The 18323-nt window shown below is 69.7% G+C and carries 18 protein-coding genes; 4 read left to right on the forward strand and 14 right to left on the reverse strand.

Features of this window, described 5'->3' with window-relative positions:
- Positions 1–160: 160 nt before the first annotated feature.
- A complete protein-coding gene (locus tag ACIPJY_RS09165; protein ID WP_400462267.1) occupies positions 161–349 on the reverse strand; it encodes a hypothetical protein in 189 nt (62 codons plus the stop codon).
- Positions 350–641: 292 nt separating this feature from the next.
- On the opposite strand from ACIPJY_RS09165, the gene ACIPJY_RS09170 reads away from it, so the two are divergent.
- On the forward strand, positions 642–1697 hold the full coding sequence (locus tag ACIPJY_RS09170; protein ID WP_400462270.1) for a P63C domain-containing protein: 1056 nt from the start codon (positions 642–644) through the stop codon (positions 1695–1697).
- 61 nt (positions 1698–1758) lie between these two features.
- On the opposite strand, the gene ACIPJY_RS09175 is transcribed toward ACIPJY_RS09170, so the two are convergent.
- From ACIPJY_RS09175 to ACIPJY_RS09220, 10 genes are all read right to left on the reverse strand, one after another.
- On the reverse strand, positions 1759–2466 hold the full coding sequence (locus ACIPJY_RS09175) for a hypothetical protein (protein WP_400462273.1): 708 nt from the start codon (positions 2464–2466) through the stop codon (positions 1759–1761).
- A gap of 8 nt (positions 2467–2474) precedes the next feature.
- Positions 2475–2807, reverse strand: coding sequence for a hypothetical protein (locus tag ACIPJY_RS09180; RefSeq protein ID WP_400462275.1), 333 nt, complete (start codon positions 2805–2807; stop codon positions 2475–2477).
- A gap of 31 nt (positions 2808–2838) precedes the next feature.
- Entirely contained in the window at positions 2839–3366 is a 528-nt protein-coding gene (locus ACIPJY_RS09185) for a hypothetical protein (RefSeq protein ID WP_400462278.1), read from the reverse strand.
- A 6-nt stretch (positions 3367–3372) separates the two neighbouring features.
- Positions 3373–4233 carry a hypothetical protein gene (locus ACIPJY_RS09190; RefSeq protein ID WP_400462281.1) on the reverse strand — a complete coding sequence of 287 codons (861 nt, stop codon included), beginning with the start codon at positions 4231–4233 and terminating at the stop codon, positions 3373–3375.
- A gap of 68 nt (positions 4234–4301) precedes the next feature.
- Positions 4302–4535, reverse strand: coding sequence for a hypothetical protein (locus ACIPJY_RS09195; protein WP_400462283.1), 234 nt, complete (start codon positions 4533–4535; stop codon positions 4302–4304).
- Between the two features lie 16 nt (positions 4536–4551).
- Positions 4552–5094: a hypothetical protein gene (locus ACIPJY_RS09200; protein ID WP_400462285.1), complete on the reverse strand. Its 543-nt coding sequence runs from the start codon at positions 5092–5094 to the stop codon at positions 4552–4554.
- Between the two features lie 271 nt (positions 5095–5365).
- The gene (locus tag ACIPJY_RS09205; RefSeq protein WP_400462288.1) at positions 5366–6211 is read right to left on the reverse strand and encodes an ABC transporter permease; all 846 of its coding nucleotides are present in this window, start codon (positions 6209–6211) and stop codon (positions 5366–5368) included.
- On the reverse strand, positions 6208–7134 hold the full coding sequence (locus tag ACIPJY_RS09210; RefSeq protein WP_400462291.1) for an ABC transporter ATP-binding protein: 927 nt from the start codon (positions 7132–7134) through the stop codon (positions 6208–6210). The genes ACIPJY_RS09205 and ACIPJY_RS09210 overlap by 4 nt, the downstream gene beginning before the upstream one ends.
- 125 nt (positions 7135–7259) lie before the next feature.
- On the reverse strand, positions 7260–8954 hold the full coding sequence (locus ACIPJY_RS09215) for an alpha-glucosidase (protein WP_400462294.1): 1695 nt from the start codon (positions 8952–8954) through the stop codon (positions 7260–7262).
- Positions 8955–9007: 53 nt separating this feature from the next.
- Positions 9008–10687, reverse strand: a complete 1680-nt coding sequence (locus ACIPJY_RS09220) for an HAD family acid phosphatase (protein ID WP_400462296.1) — start codon at positions 10685–10687, stop codon at positions 9008–9010.
- A 151-nt stretch (positions 10688–10838) separates the two neighbouring features.
- Between ACIPJY_RS09220 and ACIPJY_RS09225 the strand changes: the two genes are divergently transcribed.
- The 3 genes from ACIPJY_RS09225 (at position 10839) to ACIPJY_RS09235 (ending at position 14031) form a co-directional block, all read left to right on the forward strand.
- On the forward strand, positions 10839–11834 hold the full coding sequence (locus ACIPJY_RS09225) for a Gfo/Idh/MocA family protein (RefSeq protein WP_400462299.1): 996 nt from the start codon (positions 10839–10841) through the stop codon (positions 11832–11834).
- Between the two features lie 73 nt (positions 11835–11907).
- Positions 11908–13392 (forward strand): D-alanyl-D-alanine carboxypeptidase/D-alanyl-D-alanine-endopeptidase, encoded by a 1485-nt coding sequence (gene dacB, locus ACIPJY_RS09230; protein ID WP_400462302.1) that lies wholly within the window; start codon positions 11908–11910, stop codon positions 13390–13392.
- A gap of 18 nt (positions 13393–13410) precedes the next feature.
- Positions 13411–14031 carry an isochorismatase family protein gene (locus ACIPJY_RS09235; protein WP_400462305.1) on the forward strand — a complete coding sequence of 207 codons (621 nt, stop codon included), beginning with the start codon at positions 13411–13413 and terminating at the stop codon, positions 14029–14031.
- Positions 14032–14055: 24 nt separating this feature from the next.
- Here the strand turns inward: ACIPJY_RS09235 and ACIPJY_RS09240 are convergent, their stop codons facing one another.
- The 3 genes from ACIPJY_RS09240 to ACIPJY_RS09250 all read right to left on the reverse strand — a co-directional run bounded on the left by ACIPJY_RS09240 (position 14056) and on the right by ACIPJY_RS09250 (position 18185).
- A complete protein-coding gene (locus ACIPJY_RS09240; RefSeq protein WP_400462308.1) occupies positions 14056–15906 on the reverse strand; it encodes an ABC transporter ATP-binding protein in 1851 nt (616 codons plus the stop codon).
- A gap of 6 nt (positions 15907–15912) precedes the next feature.
- Positions 15913–16128 (reverse strand): hypothetical protein, encoded by a 216-nt coding sequence (locus ACIPJY_RS09245; RefSeq protein WP_123656074.1) that lies wholly within the window; start codon positions 16126–16128, stop codon positions 15913–15915.
- 605 nt (positions 16129–16733) lie between these two features.
- Positions 16734–18185 carry an MFS transporter gene (locus tag ACIPJY_RS09250; RefSeq protein ID WP_400467404.1) on the reverse strand — a complete coding sequence of 484 codons (1452 nt, stop codon included), beginning with the start codon at positions 18183–18185 and terminating at the stop codon, positions 16734–16736.
- Between the last annotated feature and the right edge of the window lie 138 nt (positions 18186–18323).

Below are 18323 nucleotides of genomic sequence, written 5' to 3' on the forward strand. Positions count from 1 at the left end.
CCGATAGGTCGCAGTCTCGGGCTGGATGCATGGCGCACTGACGCCACGGACGCCCCTGAGCGTCCAGGAGCCGTCATCCTGCGAGGTGGCGGCTCCACCCCAGCAACGACGAAAGACCCCCACCAGGCTCCCGTGAGGGAACCGGTGGGGGTCTTGTCGTTCAGTAGGAGCGACGCCTGCGAGGCCTTGACCGGACACGCACCTCGATGAGCTTCAGCAAGACGATCGCCGGCACGACGAAGAACGGCCACACATTGGTGATCGCGTACAGCCAGAGCGCGTCCCACAGGGTGGTCAGCCCGGCCGCGACGCCCGAGATGATTACTTCGAACATCTGATTCGGGTCCATGCCCTCAAGCTAGGTATCCGGTTGGTGACGCGCTAGACCCCCGTGCTGGTGATAGCTCGGGGTTCGCACGCAAGGTGTGGCTACCGCGGGAGCGCTTCACCGTCGGGAGCTCAAGCCGCGGCGGTGGTGTGACGTGACACGATCCGGCCGATGCATGCGAGCAAGCAGCAGGCGACCTGTTTCACCCAAATAGACACCACTTCCGCTTGATCACAGGGAACTATCAGCGACCGAATGCGCGACGATATCCGTGCTTTGACTTATGCTTGCGGCAAGCATCAAAGGAGGTGCCATGAGCGACGACAACATTCCTGAGGACGGCGCACTGTTCTCCCCCAGCGAAGGCGGGAAGGCGAGGGCCCGTGCGCTCTCTCCGGCGCAACGCCAGGCGGTTGCACGCCGCGCGGCCGAGGCGCGGTGGCGGGCGAAGGTTCCCAACGCCACTCACGCTGGCGTGCTCGATTTCGCCGGTACCAAGCTGGATTGTGCAGTACTCGCGGACGGCACCAGGCTCGTGTCACAGGGCGACGTGATGACCGCGTTGGGCCGCGCTGCATCACGAGGTCGGTCCGATAGCGACAACGGAGACGCCCCGTTCCTTCGGGCAGGCAACCTCAAGCCCTTCATCAGCCCGGACCTCGAAACCCAGCTGAAGCCGATCAGCTACCGCGAACCGGGAGCACGATTCCCCTCGACCGGATACCTCGCCACCCTCCTGCCCGACATCTGTGACGTGTATCTCGCGGCCAGGCGTGATGGCCGGCTCTTGAAGACGCAGGAGCGGTACGCCGAATCGGCGGAGATCCTGATGCGAAGTCTCGCGAAGGTCGGAATCGTCGCGCTGGTCGACGAAGCTACGGGCTACGAGAAGGTGCGCGACCGTGACGAGCTGCAGCGTCTCCTCGCCGAGTACGTCGACGAGTCTTTCCGGCCATGGGTGAAGCGATTCCCGGACGACTTCTTTGCCGAGGTCCAGCGCATCTACGGGCATGAGCCGTCAGCGAAGAAGAACCGCCGACCGCAGTACATCGGGCGGTTTATCAACGAGTACATCTACAAGCAGTTCCCGGACGGTGTGCTCGATGAATTGCAGCGGGTCAACCCCGTCAACGAGAGCGGGACACGAGCACGCACCCACCACCAGCACCTGACCCCCGGGACTGGCAACGTCGCGCTCGACCGTCAGATATCGAGCGTCGTGACACTGATGAAGATCAGCCACAATTCGGCAGAGTTCAAGGAGTTCTACGCGCGGCGGTTCCCGACCTCGCGAGAGATCCTCCGTGTCACGCCGACCGACGACGGCAAGGTCGTCACGCTCTTCGAGATGGAGGACTTCTCCGAATAGTTCGCCAACGACGAATGACCCCCACCAAGCTCCCGCGAGGGGAACCCGGTGGGGGTCTCGGCTATCCGGCCGGATTTGCTGGGTCGGTGGGTGTCACGGGCGGTACGCAGTCGCCTGCGATGTCGGTCGTGGTGCTGTCGGTGAAGGTGAACCGGTAGGCGGTACCCGTGTCGGTTGCGACGCAGCTGACAGACGCGACCCCGCGGCCGTCCTTCCCGTCGGTGCCGTCCTTCCCTGCTGCCCCAGTAGCGCCCGTGGGTCCTTGCGGTCCGGTCGCTCCTGTGGCTCCGGTTGCTCCGGTCTGACCGGGCACGCCCATGTCTCCGGTCGCGCCGGTGCTGCCGGCGGCTCCGGCCTCACCTTCGCTGCCGTCCTCACAGTCCTTGCCGTTGCGTCCGTCCTTGCCGGGGGCACCCGCCTGCCCGGTCGACCCGGTTGCACCGGTCGCGCCTGGCGTGCCCGTGGTGCTACCGGATGTTGCCTTCGAGGGGACACTCGACGGGTCCGTGGTCGACGGCTTCACGCCCTGCTGTTCGGACTCGTCGTACAGCTTCGAGTACTCGTCAAACAGTCGGTCGTACCGGGTCGACGCTTGCGACGTCGTCTGCCCGAGCTGGAAGCTGCGGGTGCGGAGCGCGTCGATCGTCGCGGCTTGCGAAGCGACGAGGGCGATCACCGCCCCAATGAGGGTGAGGATCACCACCCATGTCAGCACCGACTGCCACGCCGTGTTGAACAGGGCGCGAACGAATCGGCTGGTGAGACGCATGCGACTCATCAGGCACCTCCGCGCGTGGTCAGGAACGTCACGATGAACGCGATGATCGGGGATGCAACAGCGAGTGCGATCGACAGGTTCATGTTCTTCCGGAACCGTTCGTTCTCGCCACGCTGCGCCGCCTCCGACTTGTCTCGTTCCGCGGTCTTCGTGTGGAACCCGTCGATCTCACCCTCGATGCGGTGCAGTCGTTCGTCGAGGCCCCGCTTGTCGGAGTCGTACGCGGCCTGCGACACGACCTTGTTGCCGATGCTGCTGATCTCGAGCGACAGGGAGTCGAGGCGACGCATCAGCTCCCAGCCGGTGGGTTCCGGCCCCTGCGGTTCCGGCATCAGTTCCCCCTTCCGGGAAGGTCAAGGGGTTTCAGGACGTGGCGAGGTGCTTGGGCTCGTCGCTGTCCGCAGCGATCGTGACCGTTGCCGGGGCGACGGCGTTGGCGGGGTCGGACAGGCCGTCGCCGTCTGTGAGTGCGTCTCCGCCGGCGAGGGTTCCGGCGGGCACTGTGGTGACGACAGCTTCAGCGGTCGTGGTGTCGATGCTGGTGTCGGTGCGGAGGGCGATGCCGAAGTGGGTGGCGAGTGCCTTCACGGCGGCGACGACGATCATCAGGGCGTTGGTCCACGTGAGGGTGTGGTCGATCGCGAACGGGAGGACCGCGGCGATCAGGACGCCGAAGATCTCGAGTCCCGTCTTCCACGCCCCCTGCCACCGCTTGTCGACCAGCGGCACCGCGTACGTGGTGACGGTCGTGGCGAGGAGGGTGAGGAACTGCAGGATGGGGACGAGACCGTGCCCGGAGCTGATGAGTACCTGCAGTCCACCGAACACGGTGAGTGCTGCGGACAGCAGCGTCGGGGCGTACTTCTGGACGAGGGTGTTGTCGAGGTTCATGGGTGTCTACTTCCCGGACGCGGCGAGGGCGTCCTTGAGCTGTCCGATCGCGGACCAGGTGTGGCCGTCGGAGTCCGTGTCGGGGTGGCGGGTGATCCACACCGGGTCGATCGCCTCGACGGGGATCCCGTGAGCGCGGAAGATCTGCGTGAGGGTCGCCGGGTCCGTCGCCTGTGCGACGTTGCCGGGGGTGGCCTTGACGATGAGGTCGAACTCCCGCTGAGTGGAGCAGTGCCGCACCCGGCCGACCGAGACGCCGAAGAGAGCGCCGTTCTGCGTGTTCTTGATCGCGAGCATCGTGTCCTCCTGGACGGGCGGCTTAGCGGCCGCGGTGACGGTGGTGGTGGGAAGTGGTGCGCCGGGCTGGTTGACGCCGGCGATCGGGGCGATGGTGGCCACGTAGCCGCCGTTGTGGTGCCACCGCTCTTGCGGGACGAAGAGGCGACCGGTCCAGACGATCCCGCGCCGGACCCCGCGGTCGTGCACCCACTGCGCTTCGGCTTCGGTCATCGCACGGTTGGTGCCGTCGGCCTGGGTGATGCCGAAGTCGAGGGCGCTGCCGATCTCGGGGCGGTGGGTCGACGTGTACAGCGCCGCCGCGAGAGCGGCCCACGGGGACCCGTAGTCGCGGTAGTGCTCCCACGCGGCGCGGAGGGACACCTGACGGGGCTTCTCCCGGATGCCCTCGTTCACGGTGAGCCGGTCGCCGCGCTCGGCAGCTCCGGGGAACTCGGTGTCGAACTCGTAGCAGAGCGACGCGACCTGCTGCGCGACGACGGCGGACGCGACGGTCTGCGTCTTGCCGTGTGGGGACGTTGCGGAGTCGTCGTCGTACGACGACACCCCAACGGGGAATCGGTCAGCCATGAGGGCCTCCTGAAACGACGAACGCCGCCCGGAAGGACGGCGTGATGCGGATGGTGAAGTGCTGCGGGTCAGCTCTCGGGTGGGAGCGCGTCGAGTTCGGCCTGAAGCTCGACGAGGCGCGCTTCGTTCTGCTCGGCGGCGGCCGTGTACTGCGCCGCGATCGCTCGTGAGTTGATGGCGGCGTTGTTGACCTGGTCGATCTGGCGCAGCAGGTCACCGCGCGGCCCGGGCGGGAACGGGTCTGCGGGTGGGTCGAGGTCCGGGCCGAGGGAGTTCTCGTCGTCTGGTGCGATCTCTGCCATGGGGTTCCTTTCGGGGTCAGCCGATCTTGAGGATGGCGAGGGCGAACTTCACGTTCTGTGACCCACCGGAGGTCTGGAACGCCTGGACGCGGAAGAGCCGTGTCGAGGTGACGGAGAACGGGAACGACGTCGACACGGTGTCCTCGCCCACGTTCGGCGTCATGTTGCCGCGCGGGGTCTGGACCGTGCTGTCGTTGACGTCGATCACCTCGACGAACGTGCGGCCAGTCGCCTTCGCTCCGGTGAGGTTCATCACGACCGCGATCTCGTACGCGCCAGCCTGCAGGGTGAAGCGGCCGTCGCTGCCCATCGAGATGAACGAGGTGGAGGATCCTGTCGCTGCCGAGAACGCGCCGATACCGGCCAGTGAGCCGTTGCCGACCGCCTGGGTGCGAGTGCCCGTGTAGGACCCCTGGAACCGCTCGAGGGTGGTGGCGTTGAGCATCTGGTCGACGTAGAGCGTGCCGATGTACGCCGTCTCCGCGCGCGCAGCCGCTGTGCCGCCACCCGGCACTCGTAATGAATAGGTCGTCGGTTCGATTCCGACAGGCGGCTCCACGAAGAAGGGTCCCGATCCGCTTGCAGAAGCGGATCGGGGCCCTTTCTCGTTCGTCATCCGGGCGTTCGTCCCCGTGCATGCGTCGGCAGGTATCGACGCGGCGGGCGTCGATCGACTCGCGCGCTGTCGGAAGTGTTCTGCCCTGATGAGCGCGCCGCGGGCGCACGACGCGCCCGAGCGCGCACCGGGCGCACCACCCGCCGGACGGGAGGCCCGGTGCGGGCCCGACCCGAGCCTCCCGTCCGGACGTGGTCGCGACCGCGATCGCGCGTCAGACGTCGCGCGCGCGTGCCACCGCGACGGCCGCCGCGCCGACGGCGACGACCTCCGCGGCGAGGACGCCGAAGCCGCCCCAGCCGTTCAGCACGAGGCCCGTCGCACCGCTGTCCGCAGCGGGCGAGGCGTACGTGAAGAGCTGTCCGCCGGCGTCCGACGGCAGGAAGCGGCCGACGTCGGAGATCCACTGCGCGCCGGTCAGCCCCGCGAAGATCGACAGGATGACGGGCAGCACCAGCAGGATGCCGAGCGTGATCGCGATGCCACCGGCGCTCGAGCGGACGAGCAGCCCGATGCCGTACGCCAGGAGCGCGAGCAGGGTGACGTACACCGACGACCCGAGGATCGGCAGGAACACCGCCGGGTCGCCGAGGTCCGGGCGGATGCCGTTCGCGGCCTGCAGCGGTGCCGAGACGAACACCCCGATCCAGGTCGACACCGCGCTCACGACGAACGTCGTCAGTGCGAGCACGAACGCCTTCGCCAGGATCACGCCGACCCGACCGGGGTCGGCGGTGAACGTCGATCGGACCTGACCGGTGCCGTACTCGCCGGTGATGATGAGGACGCCGAGGACCCCGACGACCAGCGCGGTGATCGACACGCCCGCGGTGTTCACGCTGACGGCGGTGGCGTTCGCCGCCTCGGTCGGCATCGTGCCGCCGTCCTGGTTGAGGAACGCGCCGATGAGCACGGCCATCGCGATGGTCAGCACGACGAGGATCGCGTAGCACCAGACCGTCGAGCGGATGCTCCGGAGCTTGATCCACTCGCTGCGGACGAGGCGGGGGAAGCTCAGGCCGGTCGAGGCCGGCAGGGTGGTGGTGGTGGTGGCGCTCATCGGGTGCCCTCCGATCGGTACTCGACGTCGTCGCGGGTGAGAGCCATGTAGGCCTCCTCGAGGCTCGCACCGACCGGGGTGAGCTCGTGCAGGACGACCCCCGCCTGTGCGGCGATGGTGCCCACGGCGGCCGCGTCCGGGCCGACGACGAGGAACGAGCCGTCCTCGCGCGGGGTGACCGCGGAGGCCGCGGGGCCGATCGCGTGGAAGAGCTGGTCCGGCATCGGGGTGCGGACCACGACGCGGGAGCCACCGCCGCCCGCGGTGCCGGCGCCGGCGACGAACTCGGCGATCGGGGCGTCGGCGAGCACCCGCCCGCGACCCAGGACGACGACGCGGTCGGCGGTCTGCGCCATCTCGCTCATCAGGTGGCTGGAGAGGAAGACGGTGCGGCCGTCGGCGGCCATGCGCCTGGCGAGCTGCCGGACCCACACCACGCCGTCGGGGTCGAGCCCGTTGACCGGCTCGTCGAGGATCAGGGTGCGCGGGTCGCCGAGGAGCGCTGCGGCGATGCCGAGGCGTTGTCCCATGCCGAGCGAGAAGCCCCCGACGCGCTTGCGGGCGACGGAGTCCAGCCCGGTCATATCGATCACCTCGTGCACGCGCGACTTCGGGATGCCGTGCGTCGCGGCGAGGGAGAGCAGGTGGTTGTACGCGCTCCGGCCGGAGTGCACCGCCTTCGCCTCGAGGAGCGCCCCGACCTGGCGGAGTGGGTCACGGAACTCCCGGTAGGGGCGTCCGTTCACGGTGGCGTGGCCGGCGGTCGGCCGGTCCAGACCCATGATCATGCGCATCGTGGTGGACTTCCCGGCGCCGTTCGGGCCGAGGAAGCCGGTCACGCTGCCCGGTCGGACGACGAAGGAGACGTCGTCGACGGCGAGCTTCGGACCGTATCGTTTGGTGAGATGGTCGACTTCGATCACGGCGGCCACGGTACGGCAGGGGTCGGGGGCGGCACGTCCCCCTCGGGGTGGAGATCGGCGCGGGCTCGCGTGGGGTGGGTGCCGGTCGGCGGGGCGGTCAGGGGTGCGGGTGCCGGTCGGGGCGGTCAGGGGCCGAACTCGTGCACGCGCGCTTCCCAGGGACGCAGGGTGCCTGGGTCTCCGGGGTGGCCGAGGTTGCCGAGCACGAGTGCGCCGGTCCGGTCGCCGATCGCCGCCGGCAGCGTCACGACGGACGACGACAGGTTCGCGACGACGACGAGCGGGGGCTCGGACTCGTCCACGAGCGTCCGGGTGAACGCCCAGAGCGACGGATGGTCGGGCTCGAGCAGTTCGAACTCGCCGAGCCGGACCGTCCGGGAGGTGTGGCGGAGGTCGATCAGCCGGCGGTGGTGGTCGAACACCGAGCGGTCGCCCGCGGCCCGGTCGCCGGCGACGGTGATCGACGGCCAGCCCTGTCCCATCCCGATCCAGGGCGTGGTGTCCGAGAAGCCACCGGCCGGTGCGGAGTCGTCCCACGGGATCGGTGTGCGCGCGTTGTCCCGGCTGCGGAACGCGAGTGCGTCGAGGGCCTGGGCGATCGGCATCCCGCGGCCGACCGCGCCGCGGAACCAGTTGAGCGACTCGATGTCCCGGTAGTCCTCGATCCGCTCGAACCCGGCGTTCACCATGCCGATCTCGTCGCCCTGGTAGACGTACGGCGTCCCGCGGTGCAGGTGCAGCACCGTGGCGAGCAGCGTCGCGGACTCGTACCGCAGCGCGAACGGGTCGGCGTCGAACCCCGCGGCAGCGGCGACGGCGGCGGCGCCGAACCGCGACACCGGACGGGGCTGGTCGTGGTTGGCGAGGTAGAGCGAGTTCCAGCCGGAGCCGGCGAGCCCGGTCTGCCACCGGGCGAGCGACGTCTTGAGCGCCGGCAGGTCGAACGGTTGGTTGTCGAACTTGGTGTCCGGCCCGTGGTCCAGCCCGACGTGCTCGAACTGGAACACCATGTCGAGTTCGCGGCGCTCGGGGTCGGTGAACAGGGCGGCGTCCGCCACGGTGACACCCGGCATCTCGCCCACGGTGAGCAGGGCCTCCCGGCCTGCGAAGACCTGCTCGTGCATCTCCTGCAGGTGGTCGTGGATGCGGGGCTGCATCACGTAGGCGGGGCTGCCGTCCGACAGCGCCGCCGGGTCCTTCGCGATGTGGTTGATGACGTCCATCCGGAAGCCGTCCACGCCGCGGTCGAGCCAGCCGTTCATCATGGCGTAGACCGCGGCGCGGAGGTCCGGGTTGTCCCAGTTCAGGTCCGGCTGCTGCGGCGTGAACATGTGCAGGTAGTACTGGCCGGTTCCGGGGTCCCAGCTCCACGCCGGGCCGCCGAACGCCGCGCGCCACTCGTTCGGCTCGTGCCCGTCGACCGGGTCCCGCCAGATGTACCAGTCGTGCTTCGGGCAGGAGCGCGAGAGCTTGGCCGCGCGGAACCACGGGTGCTGGTCGCTCGAGTGGTTCACGACGAGGTCCATCACGAGCTTCATGCCGCGGCGGTGGACCTCGGCGAGCAGCGCGTCGAACTCGTCGATCGTGCCGAACAGCGGGTCGATGTCCTCGTAGTCGCTGATGTCGTACCCGTTGTCGGCCTGCGGGGACCGGTAGACGGGGGAGAGCCAGATGACGTCGACGCCGAGGTCGGCGATGTGATCGAGGTGCTGACGGAGGCCGGCGAGGTCCCCGACTCCGTCGCCGTTGCCGTCGGCGAAGCTCCGCGGGTAGACCTGGTAGACCACCGCGTCCGTCCACCACGGCTCCGGACCACTCACTGCAGACGCCTCCTCGCGCTCGCCCTCCTCGTCGTGTCTGACGCTACGACTGCTCAGGGCAGGTAGTACGTCGGGTTCGGCAGTTTCACGGCTCGGTCCGCGGAGCCACCGAGCAGGTCGCTGTACTGGTCACCGAGGTTGGCGACGATGTCGTACCGGCCTCCGGCGCGCGACTCGATGTGGGCCCGGGTCTGGGACTTGTACTCGACGGTCGTGCACTTCGCCGTGGCGCACGTGACGTACGACGGCTGCGTGCTCGCGCCGACGCCGGTCCACTTCGTGTAGTACGTCTGCGTGCCGTGCTGCGTCGCGCTGAACTGCGGGTAGCCGACCCGCTGCAGGTTCCCGATGGTGGCGGCCTTCTGGTCGTCGTTGCGGCCGGTCAGCCCGATGACGGTGCACCCGGACCGCTGGGCGATCGACACCAGCGAGGTCATCGACGGGGTCGCCGGGAAGCGTTGCTCCTGGACCCAGACGTCCTGTTCGGTGGGGTCGAACACGAAGTGCATGTCCGCGACCTCCATGTCGTAGGTCCAGAGCGTGGTGTCGTCGGCGTCCAGCACGATCGCCGGGTTCCGGTGCTGGTGCCGGCCGACGGCGCACTGGGCGGCGATGACCGGTGCCTGCCGGGTCACGATCGACCGCATCTCGCGGATGTAGGGGGAGTCGGTCGTGTTCGCGATGCCGGTGCCCGGGTCGCCGTAGTACGTCGCGATCGTCTTCTTCACGGAGTCGATGTTCGGGATGCCCTCACCGCCCTGGGTGGCACCCGAAGACCCGTCCGCCGCCATGGTGAAGTGCGTCCGCGGCGACAGCGACGGCTCGGAGACGCCGGGCAGGTCCGTCGAGGGGAGGAAGTAGGTCGGGTTCGGCAGCTTCAGGGTGCGGTCCGCGTAGCCGCCCTGCAGGTCGCTCCACTGGTCGCCGACGTTCAGGGCGATGTCGTAGCCGAGGTCCTGCTCGATGTGCTTGCGCGTGAGCGCCTTGTACTCGACCGTCGTGCAGGACGCCGTGGCGCACGTGACGTACGACGGCTGCGTGCTCGTACCCTTCCCGGTCCACTTCGTGAAGAAGTCGTCGCTGGTGAAGCCCCGGTACCCGACCTTCGTCAGGTTCGCCAGGGTCGCGGCCTTCTGGTCGTCGGTGCGGCCGGTCAGCCCGAAGACCGTGAAGCCCATCTCCGCGGCGGTGTTCACGAACCCGACCATCGAGGGGGTGGCGCCGAAGCGCTGGTCCTGGACCCAGACGTCCTGTTCGGCGGGGTCGAACACGAAGTGCATGTCCGCGACCTCCATGTCGTAGGTCCAGAGCGTGGTGTCGTCGGCGTCCAGCACGATCGCCGGCTTCTCGCCCCGGCGGACGGCGCGGTCGTGGATCTGCCGCAGCTGCTTCGTCTGCCGGTCCACGATCGATTCCATCTCGCGGATGTAGGGGGAGTCGGTCGTGTTCGCGATGCCGGTGCCCGGGTCGCCGTAGTACGTCGCGATCGTCTTCTTCACGGAGTCGATGTTCGGGATGCCCTCACCGCCCTGGGTGGCACCCGAGGAACCGTCCGCCGCCATCGTGAACGAGGTGCGCGGCGTCAACCCGGCGTCCGGGTCGTGTCCGTGGCCCGGGGACCTCCACCCGTGTGCGGACGCCGGTGCCGCCCCGATGACGGTCGACGTCACGACGAGGGCCGCACCGGCGGCGGCGATGGAGAGGAACCGGGAGGTGGACGCGAGTCGGCGCATGGGTTTCCTGATCTGGGAGTGGTGGCCCCCGGTCGGGGGACGTGGCAGCACGCTAGCTGGCAATCAGCAGTGGAGTCCATAGCGGATCGCTGCATGTGGACAGACCGGAGTGCGGCCCCGCTGTGGAGGAGTGGCCTGGTAGACAGGGCGCATGACGGTTCGATGGGGAGTCATCGGGACGGGCGGCATCGCGCGTTCCTTCGTCGGCGACTGCCGGGCGGCGGGCGTGGAGTTCGTCGCGGTCGGCAGCCGGACGCGGTCGAGTGCCGAGTCCTTCGCCACCGAGTTCGGCATCCCGCGCGCGCACGGCAGCTACGAGGACCTCGTCGCCGATCCCGACGTCGACGCCGTCTACGTCGCGACGCCGCACTCCCGGCACGCCGACGACGCGCTGCTCGCGATCGAGGCCGGCAAGCACGTGCTCGTGGAGAAGGCGTTCACCATCACCGCGGACGAGGCCCGCCGGGTCATCGACGCGGCACGGCACCGGGACGTCGTCGTGATGGAGGCGATGTGGACGCGCTTCCTGCCGCAGATGACGATGATCCGGGAACTGATCGCCGAGGGTCGGATCGGTCGACCCCGACTCGTCGAGGCCACGCACCACCAGGACCTGCCACGCGACCCGTCGCACCGGCTGAACGACCCGGCACTCGGTGGTGGCGCGATCCTCGACCTCGGCGTCTACCCCGTCTCGTTCGCGGTCGACGTGCTCGGCGCCCCGACCGCCGTCGCCGCAGCGGGCACGCTCAGTGATCAGGGGGTCGACACGCAGATGGGCATCGTGATGACCCACGCCGGGGGCACGCAGTCGACGGTGCACTTCGCGCTCGACGTCCGGAGTCCGAACACCGCGTCGATCATCGGCGAGGGCGGCCGGATCGACATCGACGCGACCTGGTACACCCCGACCACCTGGCGGCTCCGTGACCGCGACGGTGCCGTCGTCGAGGAGTACGACAGCCGGGAGGAACTGACCGGCTACGCCCACGAGGTGCGCGCGTTCGAGTCGATGATCGCCTCGGGCGACCGGTCGGGCGGGGCGATGCCGATCGAGCAGACGATCGCGGTGATGGCCGCCATGGACGAGGCGCGTCGGCAGGTCGGCGTCCGGTACGCCGCGGACGACTCCTCCACAGCCCGGTAGCGCGGGTCGCGGTTCCACAGTTCGGCGGATCCGGCCTGGAGGCTCCTCCCGCAGTTCCGTAGGATCGCTTGCGATGTCTCCGCAACCGACCCTCCCCGACCGCTTCCGCGGCGCGGTCACCGCGATCCGCGGCTCGATCGCGCGCAAGCCGATGCCGTGGGCGATCGGCGGCCTCGCGGCCGTCCTCGTGCTCGGGTCCGGAGGAGCCGTCGCCGTGGCCGCCGCCACCGCCCCGACCGCCTCCGAGTCGACCGTCGCGGCCGCGTCTCCCAGCGCGTCGGGCACCGCGACGCGCAGCACGACGCCGGAGCCCACGCCCTCTGCCACGGTCCCCGCACGGACCGTGCCGACGGACGCACCGGGGCCGTCCGCACTCCGCACGTGCTCGATCGACGGCGCCGCATCGGCGGCGGGCCTCGGCAAGTTCGAGGGCTACGTGATGAACGCCAGCACCGGGGAGATGCTGTTCTCCCGGAACGGCGACACCGCGGCGCAGACCGGCAGCGTGATGAAGACGCTCACGACGGCGACCGCGCTCGCCGTGCTCGGTGGCACCCACACCATCCCGACCACCGTCACGAACGAGGGCAACGGCACGATCGCCATCGTCGGCCACGGGGACGCCACCCTGTCCGTCGGCGGCGCCACCGTGTACCCGGGGGCCCCGACGCTCGCCCAGCTCGCCCAGCAGGTCAAGGCGAAGCTCGGCAGCACCGCGGTGACGTCGATCGTCACGGACGACGCCTACTGGAGCGACGCGGACGCCTGGGACCCGACGTGGCCCGTCAGCGAACGGACGATCGGGTACCAGCCCGAGGTGACGGCGCTCATGGTCGACGGGGACCGTGCGAACCCGGCCGCCGCGACGTCCCCCCGGTCCGAGGACCCGGTCGGACGGGCCGGTTCGGCGTTCCGGACCGCCCTCGCGAACGCGGGCGTGGTCGGCGCCGCCAACGCCACGATCGTCAAGCGTGCGACCACCAGCCAGGACACCATCGCGCAGGTGTCCTCGCAGCCGGTGTCGACGCTCATCGGGCAGATGATCCCGAACTCGGACAACACCCTCGCCGAGATGCTCGCACGGATCTCGTCGAAGGAGTCCGGTTCGAACGGCTCAGCGGCCTCGCTCACGAGCGTGTACCAGAAGGCACTCGCCACGTACGGCATCGACCCCGCAGGCATCGTGATCAAGGACGGCTCGGGGGAGAGCGCCTCGAACGCGGTCTCGCCGAACTTCGTCGCTCACCTGATGGTGCAGGTCGCCTCGGGCGCGAAGGGCCTCGGCACGCTCGCGCAGGCGCTCCCGGTCTCTGGGGTGTCCGGCACGTTGTCGAGCCGCTTCACCGGGGCGAACGCCGTCGCCCGCGGCAAGGTGCACGCCAAGACCGGGTGGATCGACAGTGCGAACACCCTCGGCGGGTACATCGACGCCGCCGACGGTACGAAGCTGACGTTCGCCTTCTACGCCATCGGGTCCTCGCGGGCGGCAGCGCTCCCCGCGCTCGACGCCGTCACCGCGGCCACGTACTCGTGCGGGGCCAAGCTCACCAACAGCTGACGGGGGTTGGATCGTGGCATGACCAGGGCACTCATCGTGGTGGACGTGCAGAACGACTTCACCGAGGGCGGTGCGCTCGCCGTGGCGGGCGGCGCTCCGACGGCGGCACGGATCACGGCGTTCCTCGGCCGGCACGCCGAGGAGTACGACCTCATCGTCGCCTCACGGGACTGGCACCACGGCGGCGACGACAACGGCGGGCACTTCGCGACCGTCGACGACCCCGACTTCGAGACCACCTGGCCGGTGCACTGTGTCGCCGGGACCCCCGGTGCCGACTACCACCCCGCGTTCGACACCGCGTCCGTCGACGTGCACGTGGTGAAGGGACAGGGGGAACCGGCGTACTCGGCGTTCGAGGGCACGACGGAGTCCGGGGAAGACCTGGCGGACGTCCTGTTCGACCACCAGGTCCACGAGATCGGCGTCGTCGGCATCGCGACCGACCACTGCGTCCGGGCCACGGCGCAGGACGGCTTGCGCGCTGGCCTCGACGTCGTCGTGTTCCAGGACCTCGTCGTCGGGGTCGATCCCGACCGCAGCGCCGCCGCCCTCGATGAGATCCGCGCAGCCGGCGGCCACGTGGAGCTGAGCGACATGGACGAGGGACTCGCGAACCCCGACGGCGCCCAGCTCTGAGCCGGGCCGCCGCCGCGGTCGGGCTCAGACCAGGAGCTGGTGCTTCGCCAGGTCCCGGTAGAGCGGCGTCGACTCGACGAGCTCCGAGTGCGTCCCGACTCCGACGACGCGGCCGTGTTCGAGCACGACGATGACGTCCGAGTCGACGACGGTGGACAGCCGGTGCGCGATGACGAGCAGCGTGCGGTCCTCGGCGACGGCGTCGATCGCCAGGCGCATCTTCTGCTCGTTCACCCCGTCGAGGGAGGACGTCGACTCGTCGAGCAGCAGGATCGGGGGAGCGGCGAGCAGCGCGCGGGCGATCGCCATGCGCTGACGCTCGCCGCCGGAGAGCATCACGCCGTCCTCACCGACCTGGGCGTCGAGACCACGCGGGTCACGGTGCAGGACCTCGCCGAGGTTGACGGCCTCGAGCACGCGGACGCAGTCGTCCTCGGTCGCGTTCGGCGACCCGAGCAGCAGGTTCGCGCGGATCGTGCCGGCGAGGACGGGGGCGTCCTGCTCGACGTAGCCGATCTGGGCGCGGAGCTCGTCGCGGTCGAGCCCGCGGACGTCGATGCCGCCGAGTCGGATCACGCCGTCGGTCGGGTCGTAGAAGCGCTCGATCAGGGCCAGTGTCGTGGACTTGCCGGCGCCGGACGGACCGACGAGTGCGACGCGTGCTCCGTGCGGGACACGGAACGACACGTCGTGCAGCACCGCTTGCTCGCCGTCACCGGCGTCGTCGAGGCGACCCGGGCCACCTGTGCGGTCCTCGGAGATCGACGCGACCGCACCGTCGGGGCCCGACGCGCCGGACCGGGCGTACCGGAACGAGACGTGTTCGAACGTGATGGCGTCGTCGGTCGCGACCGCTGCGGCCGGTCGGACCGCTGCGTCGTCCTGGTCCTCGGTCGGGAGGTGCAGGATCTCCTCGATCCGGCCGAGCGCGCCGAGCGCCTGGGCGACGGCGACCGCTGCGCCCATCGCCTGGCCGAGCGGCATGATCATCATGAAGAGCAGCAGGATGAAGGTGATCAGGGTGGCGATCGTGATCGTCCCGGCCGCGACCTGGGCGCCGCCGACGCCGAGGACGGCGATGAACGCGACCTGCATCACGATGCTCGCGACGGGCACGACGAACGCGGACATCTTCGCGATGTCGAGACCGCGCTTGTAGGCCTCGGTCGCGTGGGTGTCGACCTCGGTGACCTCGCGCTCGGTGGCCCCGGCGGCGCGGATGGTCCGGACGGCGCCGATGCCGCGCTCGACGGCGGCGGTGAGGTCGCCGACCTTCTCCTGTGCTGCCTTGGACGCGATGCGGATGCGACGGCTGAGGCCACCGACGACCACGATCGCGACGATGACGATCGCGACCGTGATGCCGAGCAGCAGGGGGTCGATGATCGCCATCGCGATGATGGCGCCGACGAACGTGAGCATGCCGCCGATGGACTCGATGAGGCCCTGCGTGAGGACCGCGCGGAGGAGCGTCGTGTCGCTGCCGACGCGGGACACCAGGTCGCCGGTGCGGCGGGTGTCGAACTCGGAGATCGGCAGGTTGAGGATGCGCGCGATGAGCTTGCGGCGGGTGGAGAGCACCACGCCCTCACCCGCGCGCTGGAGCAGGAAGTGCTGGACGCCGTTGAGGATGCCGGCCACGATCACGAGCACCACGAGCGCCCACACGAGCATGCTCAGCGTGTTGCCGTGCTGCACCGCGGTGACGACCTGGTTCACCAGGAGCGGCTGCGCGAGGGACGCACCGGCTCCGAGGATGCTCAGCACGATGATGACGACCATCGCGGGCTTGTTCTCGAACAGGTAGGACAGCAGGCGGCCGAAGGTCGCGCGGGGTCCGTCGGTCTTCTTCGGGCGGGCGAAGGGGGAGCTCATCGTGTCCTAGTTTCTGCCGTACTTCTTGTGCACTGCCTGTCGGCTGACCCCGAGGAGCGTCGCGATCTCCTGCCACGAGGCGCCGGCGTTCCGGGCGCGGCGGGCGGCGAGTTCCTCGGTGCGGTCGAGCTCACGACGCAGTTCGCGCACGCTGGCGAGGGCGGAGAACGGGTCGTCGCCCGCTGCCCCTGCTGCGAGGTTCGTGATGGTCGGCCGGTCCATGCGTGTCAACCTACATTGACGCGCCGACATCTGTCAACCTGAGTTGACGCGCAGGGTCGGGTGTGGGTCGGCCGGGCGGGCGGGGGCGTCCGGCGTGGGTGCGATCGGGGCGGGAGCGTTCGGGGCGGGTGCGATCGGCGTGGGAGCGATCAGGGCGGGAGCGTTCGGCGCGGGGTTTCGTCACGGCATGCGTCGATCGACTTCTGCGGTGTCGAAGCATGCGGAAGCACCGGGTGCGTGTGCATGGTTCGACACGGCGGGCGTCGATCGACCGGCGCCCTGTCGGAAGCGTGGCGCGGAGCAGCGCGGCGCGGGCGCGGCGGGAGCGCGGCGGGAGCGCGGCGCGGGCGGCGCATGCAGCGGGGGAGCGAGGAGGGTCGGGCGTGGTGCAGCTCGCGCTCGTGGGAGTTCGACAGGGCATGCGTCGATCGACTTCTGCGGTGTCGAAGCATGCGGAAGCACCGGGTGCGTGTGCATGGTTCGACACGGTGGGCGTCGATCGACCGGCGCCGTGTCGGAAGCGTGGCGCGGGCGCGCCCGCGGCGGACGGCCGGGAGGCCCGGTGCCAGCTGGCACCGGGCCTCCCGGCCGTCAGGGGGTCGCGACTACGGCGCGAGGCTGCCGGACGTGTGCACGTGACCGTCCGACGCGGTGGCGTCCGCGGGAACCCCGGCGCGGGCGGCCTCCGCCTCGCCGAAGTCGCTGCCGCGGGTCTCGCGGATGAACAGCAGCGCGACGAGGGTGACCACGGCCGCGATCGTCAGGTAGAGCCCGACCAGGAAGATGTTCCCGTCGGCCTTCCACAGCGCCAGGGCGATGGTCGGCGCGAGCGACGCACCGAGGATCGACGCGACGTTGTACGCGATCGCCGACCCGGTGTAGCGGACGTTCGTCGGGAACAGCTCGGGGAGCAGGGCGCCCATCGGACCGAACGTCAGCCCCATGAGCGACAGGCCCACGATGAGGAACGTCACGACGGTGATCGGCCCGGTGGAGGCGGCGAACCAGAACTGGAACGTCAGGCCGAACAGCGCGATGCCGATCGTGGTCGGGATGAGCGTGCGACGCCGCCCGAACTTGTCGGCCAGGATGCCGGCGATCGGGGTGAAGATACCGAAGAAGACGACACCGATCATGAGCAGGGTCAGGAACTCGCCGCGGGAGTAGCCCAGGCCGACCTTGGGGACGAGCGCCGAAGCCGTCGAGCCGGTGGTGCCGTACGACAGCGTGAACGTCGTCATGAAGTAGAAGAGCACGTACGTGGCGACCATGCCGAAGGTGCCGACGATGAGGGCCTTCCACGAGGTGCGGAACACCCGGCCGAGCGGGACCTTAGCGACCGAGCCGGACTCCTGGACGCCGCGGAACACGGTCGACTCGACGAGACGGAAGCGCACGTAGAGGCCGACGAGCACGAGCACGGCGGAGAGCAGGAACGGCAGGCGCCATCCCCAGGCCTGGAAATCCGGGTTCGGGGTGCCGTCCGCGCCGGCGGGCATCGCGGCGTTGATCGCGATGAACAGGCCGTTCGCCAGCAGGAAGCCGATCGGGGCGCCGAGCTGCGGCATCGAGCCGAAGACCCCGCGCTTGCCCTCTGGCGCGTTCTCGGTCGCGAGCAGGGCTGCGCCCGACCACTCGCCGCCGAGACCGACGCCCTGTGCGAAGCGCATCACGGCGAGGAGTACCGGAGCCCAGATGCCGATCGAGTCGAACGTCGGCAGGCAGCCGATGAGGAAGGTGGCGGTGCCCATCACGAGCAGCGACGCGACGAGGGTGGTCTTGCGACCGATCCGGTCACCGAAGTGCCCGAAGATGACGGAGCCGACGGGGCGGGCGAAGAACGCGAGCGCGAACGTCACGAACGACGACAGCTGCGACGCGGTGGGGTCCTCGTTGGGGAAGAAGAGCGTCGGGAAGACCAGGACCGCGGCGGTCGCGTAGACGTAGAAGTCGTAGAACTCGATCGAGGTGCCGATGAGGCTCGCGACGACGACGCGGGACCGCGGGTTCGTCTTCGGTGCGGGGGCTGGTGTGGGTGCTGCCGATGTGGCGGACATGAGGCGGGGAGGACTCCGAGGAGAGCGTCGTCTGAGGACGCGAGCGGTACCGGACTGCGGACACCGATCGGTTCGCGCTTGGTGGCGCTGCGGGTCGATCGGGTGCGTTCGGCTGGTGGTGGACCGCTTGTGACGGAA

Source organism: Curtobacterium sp. NPDC090223 (assembly GCF_044746585.1).
In the GTDB taxonomy this organism is placed as follows: Bacteria; Actinomycetota; Actinomycetes; order Actinomycetales; family Microbacteriaceae; genus Curtobacterium.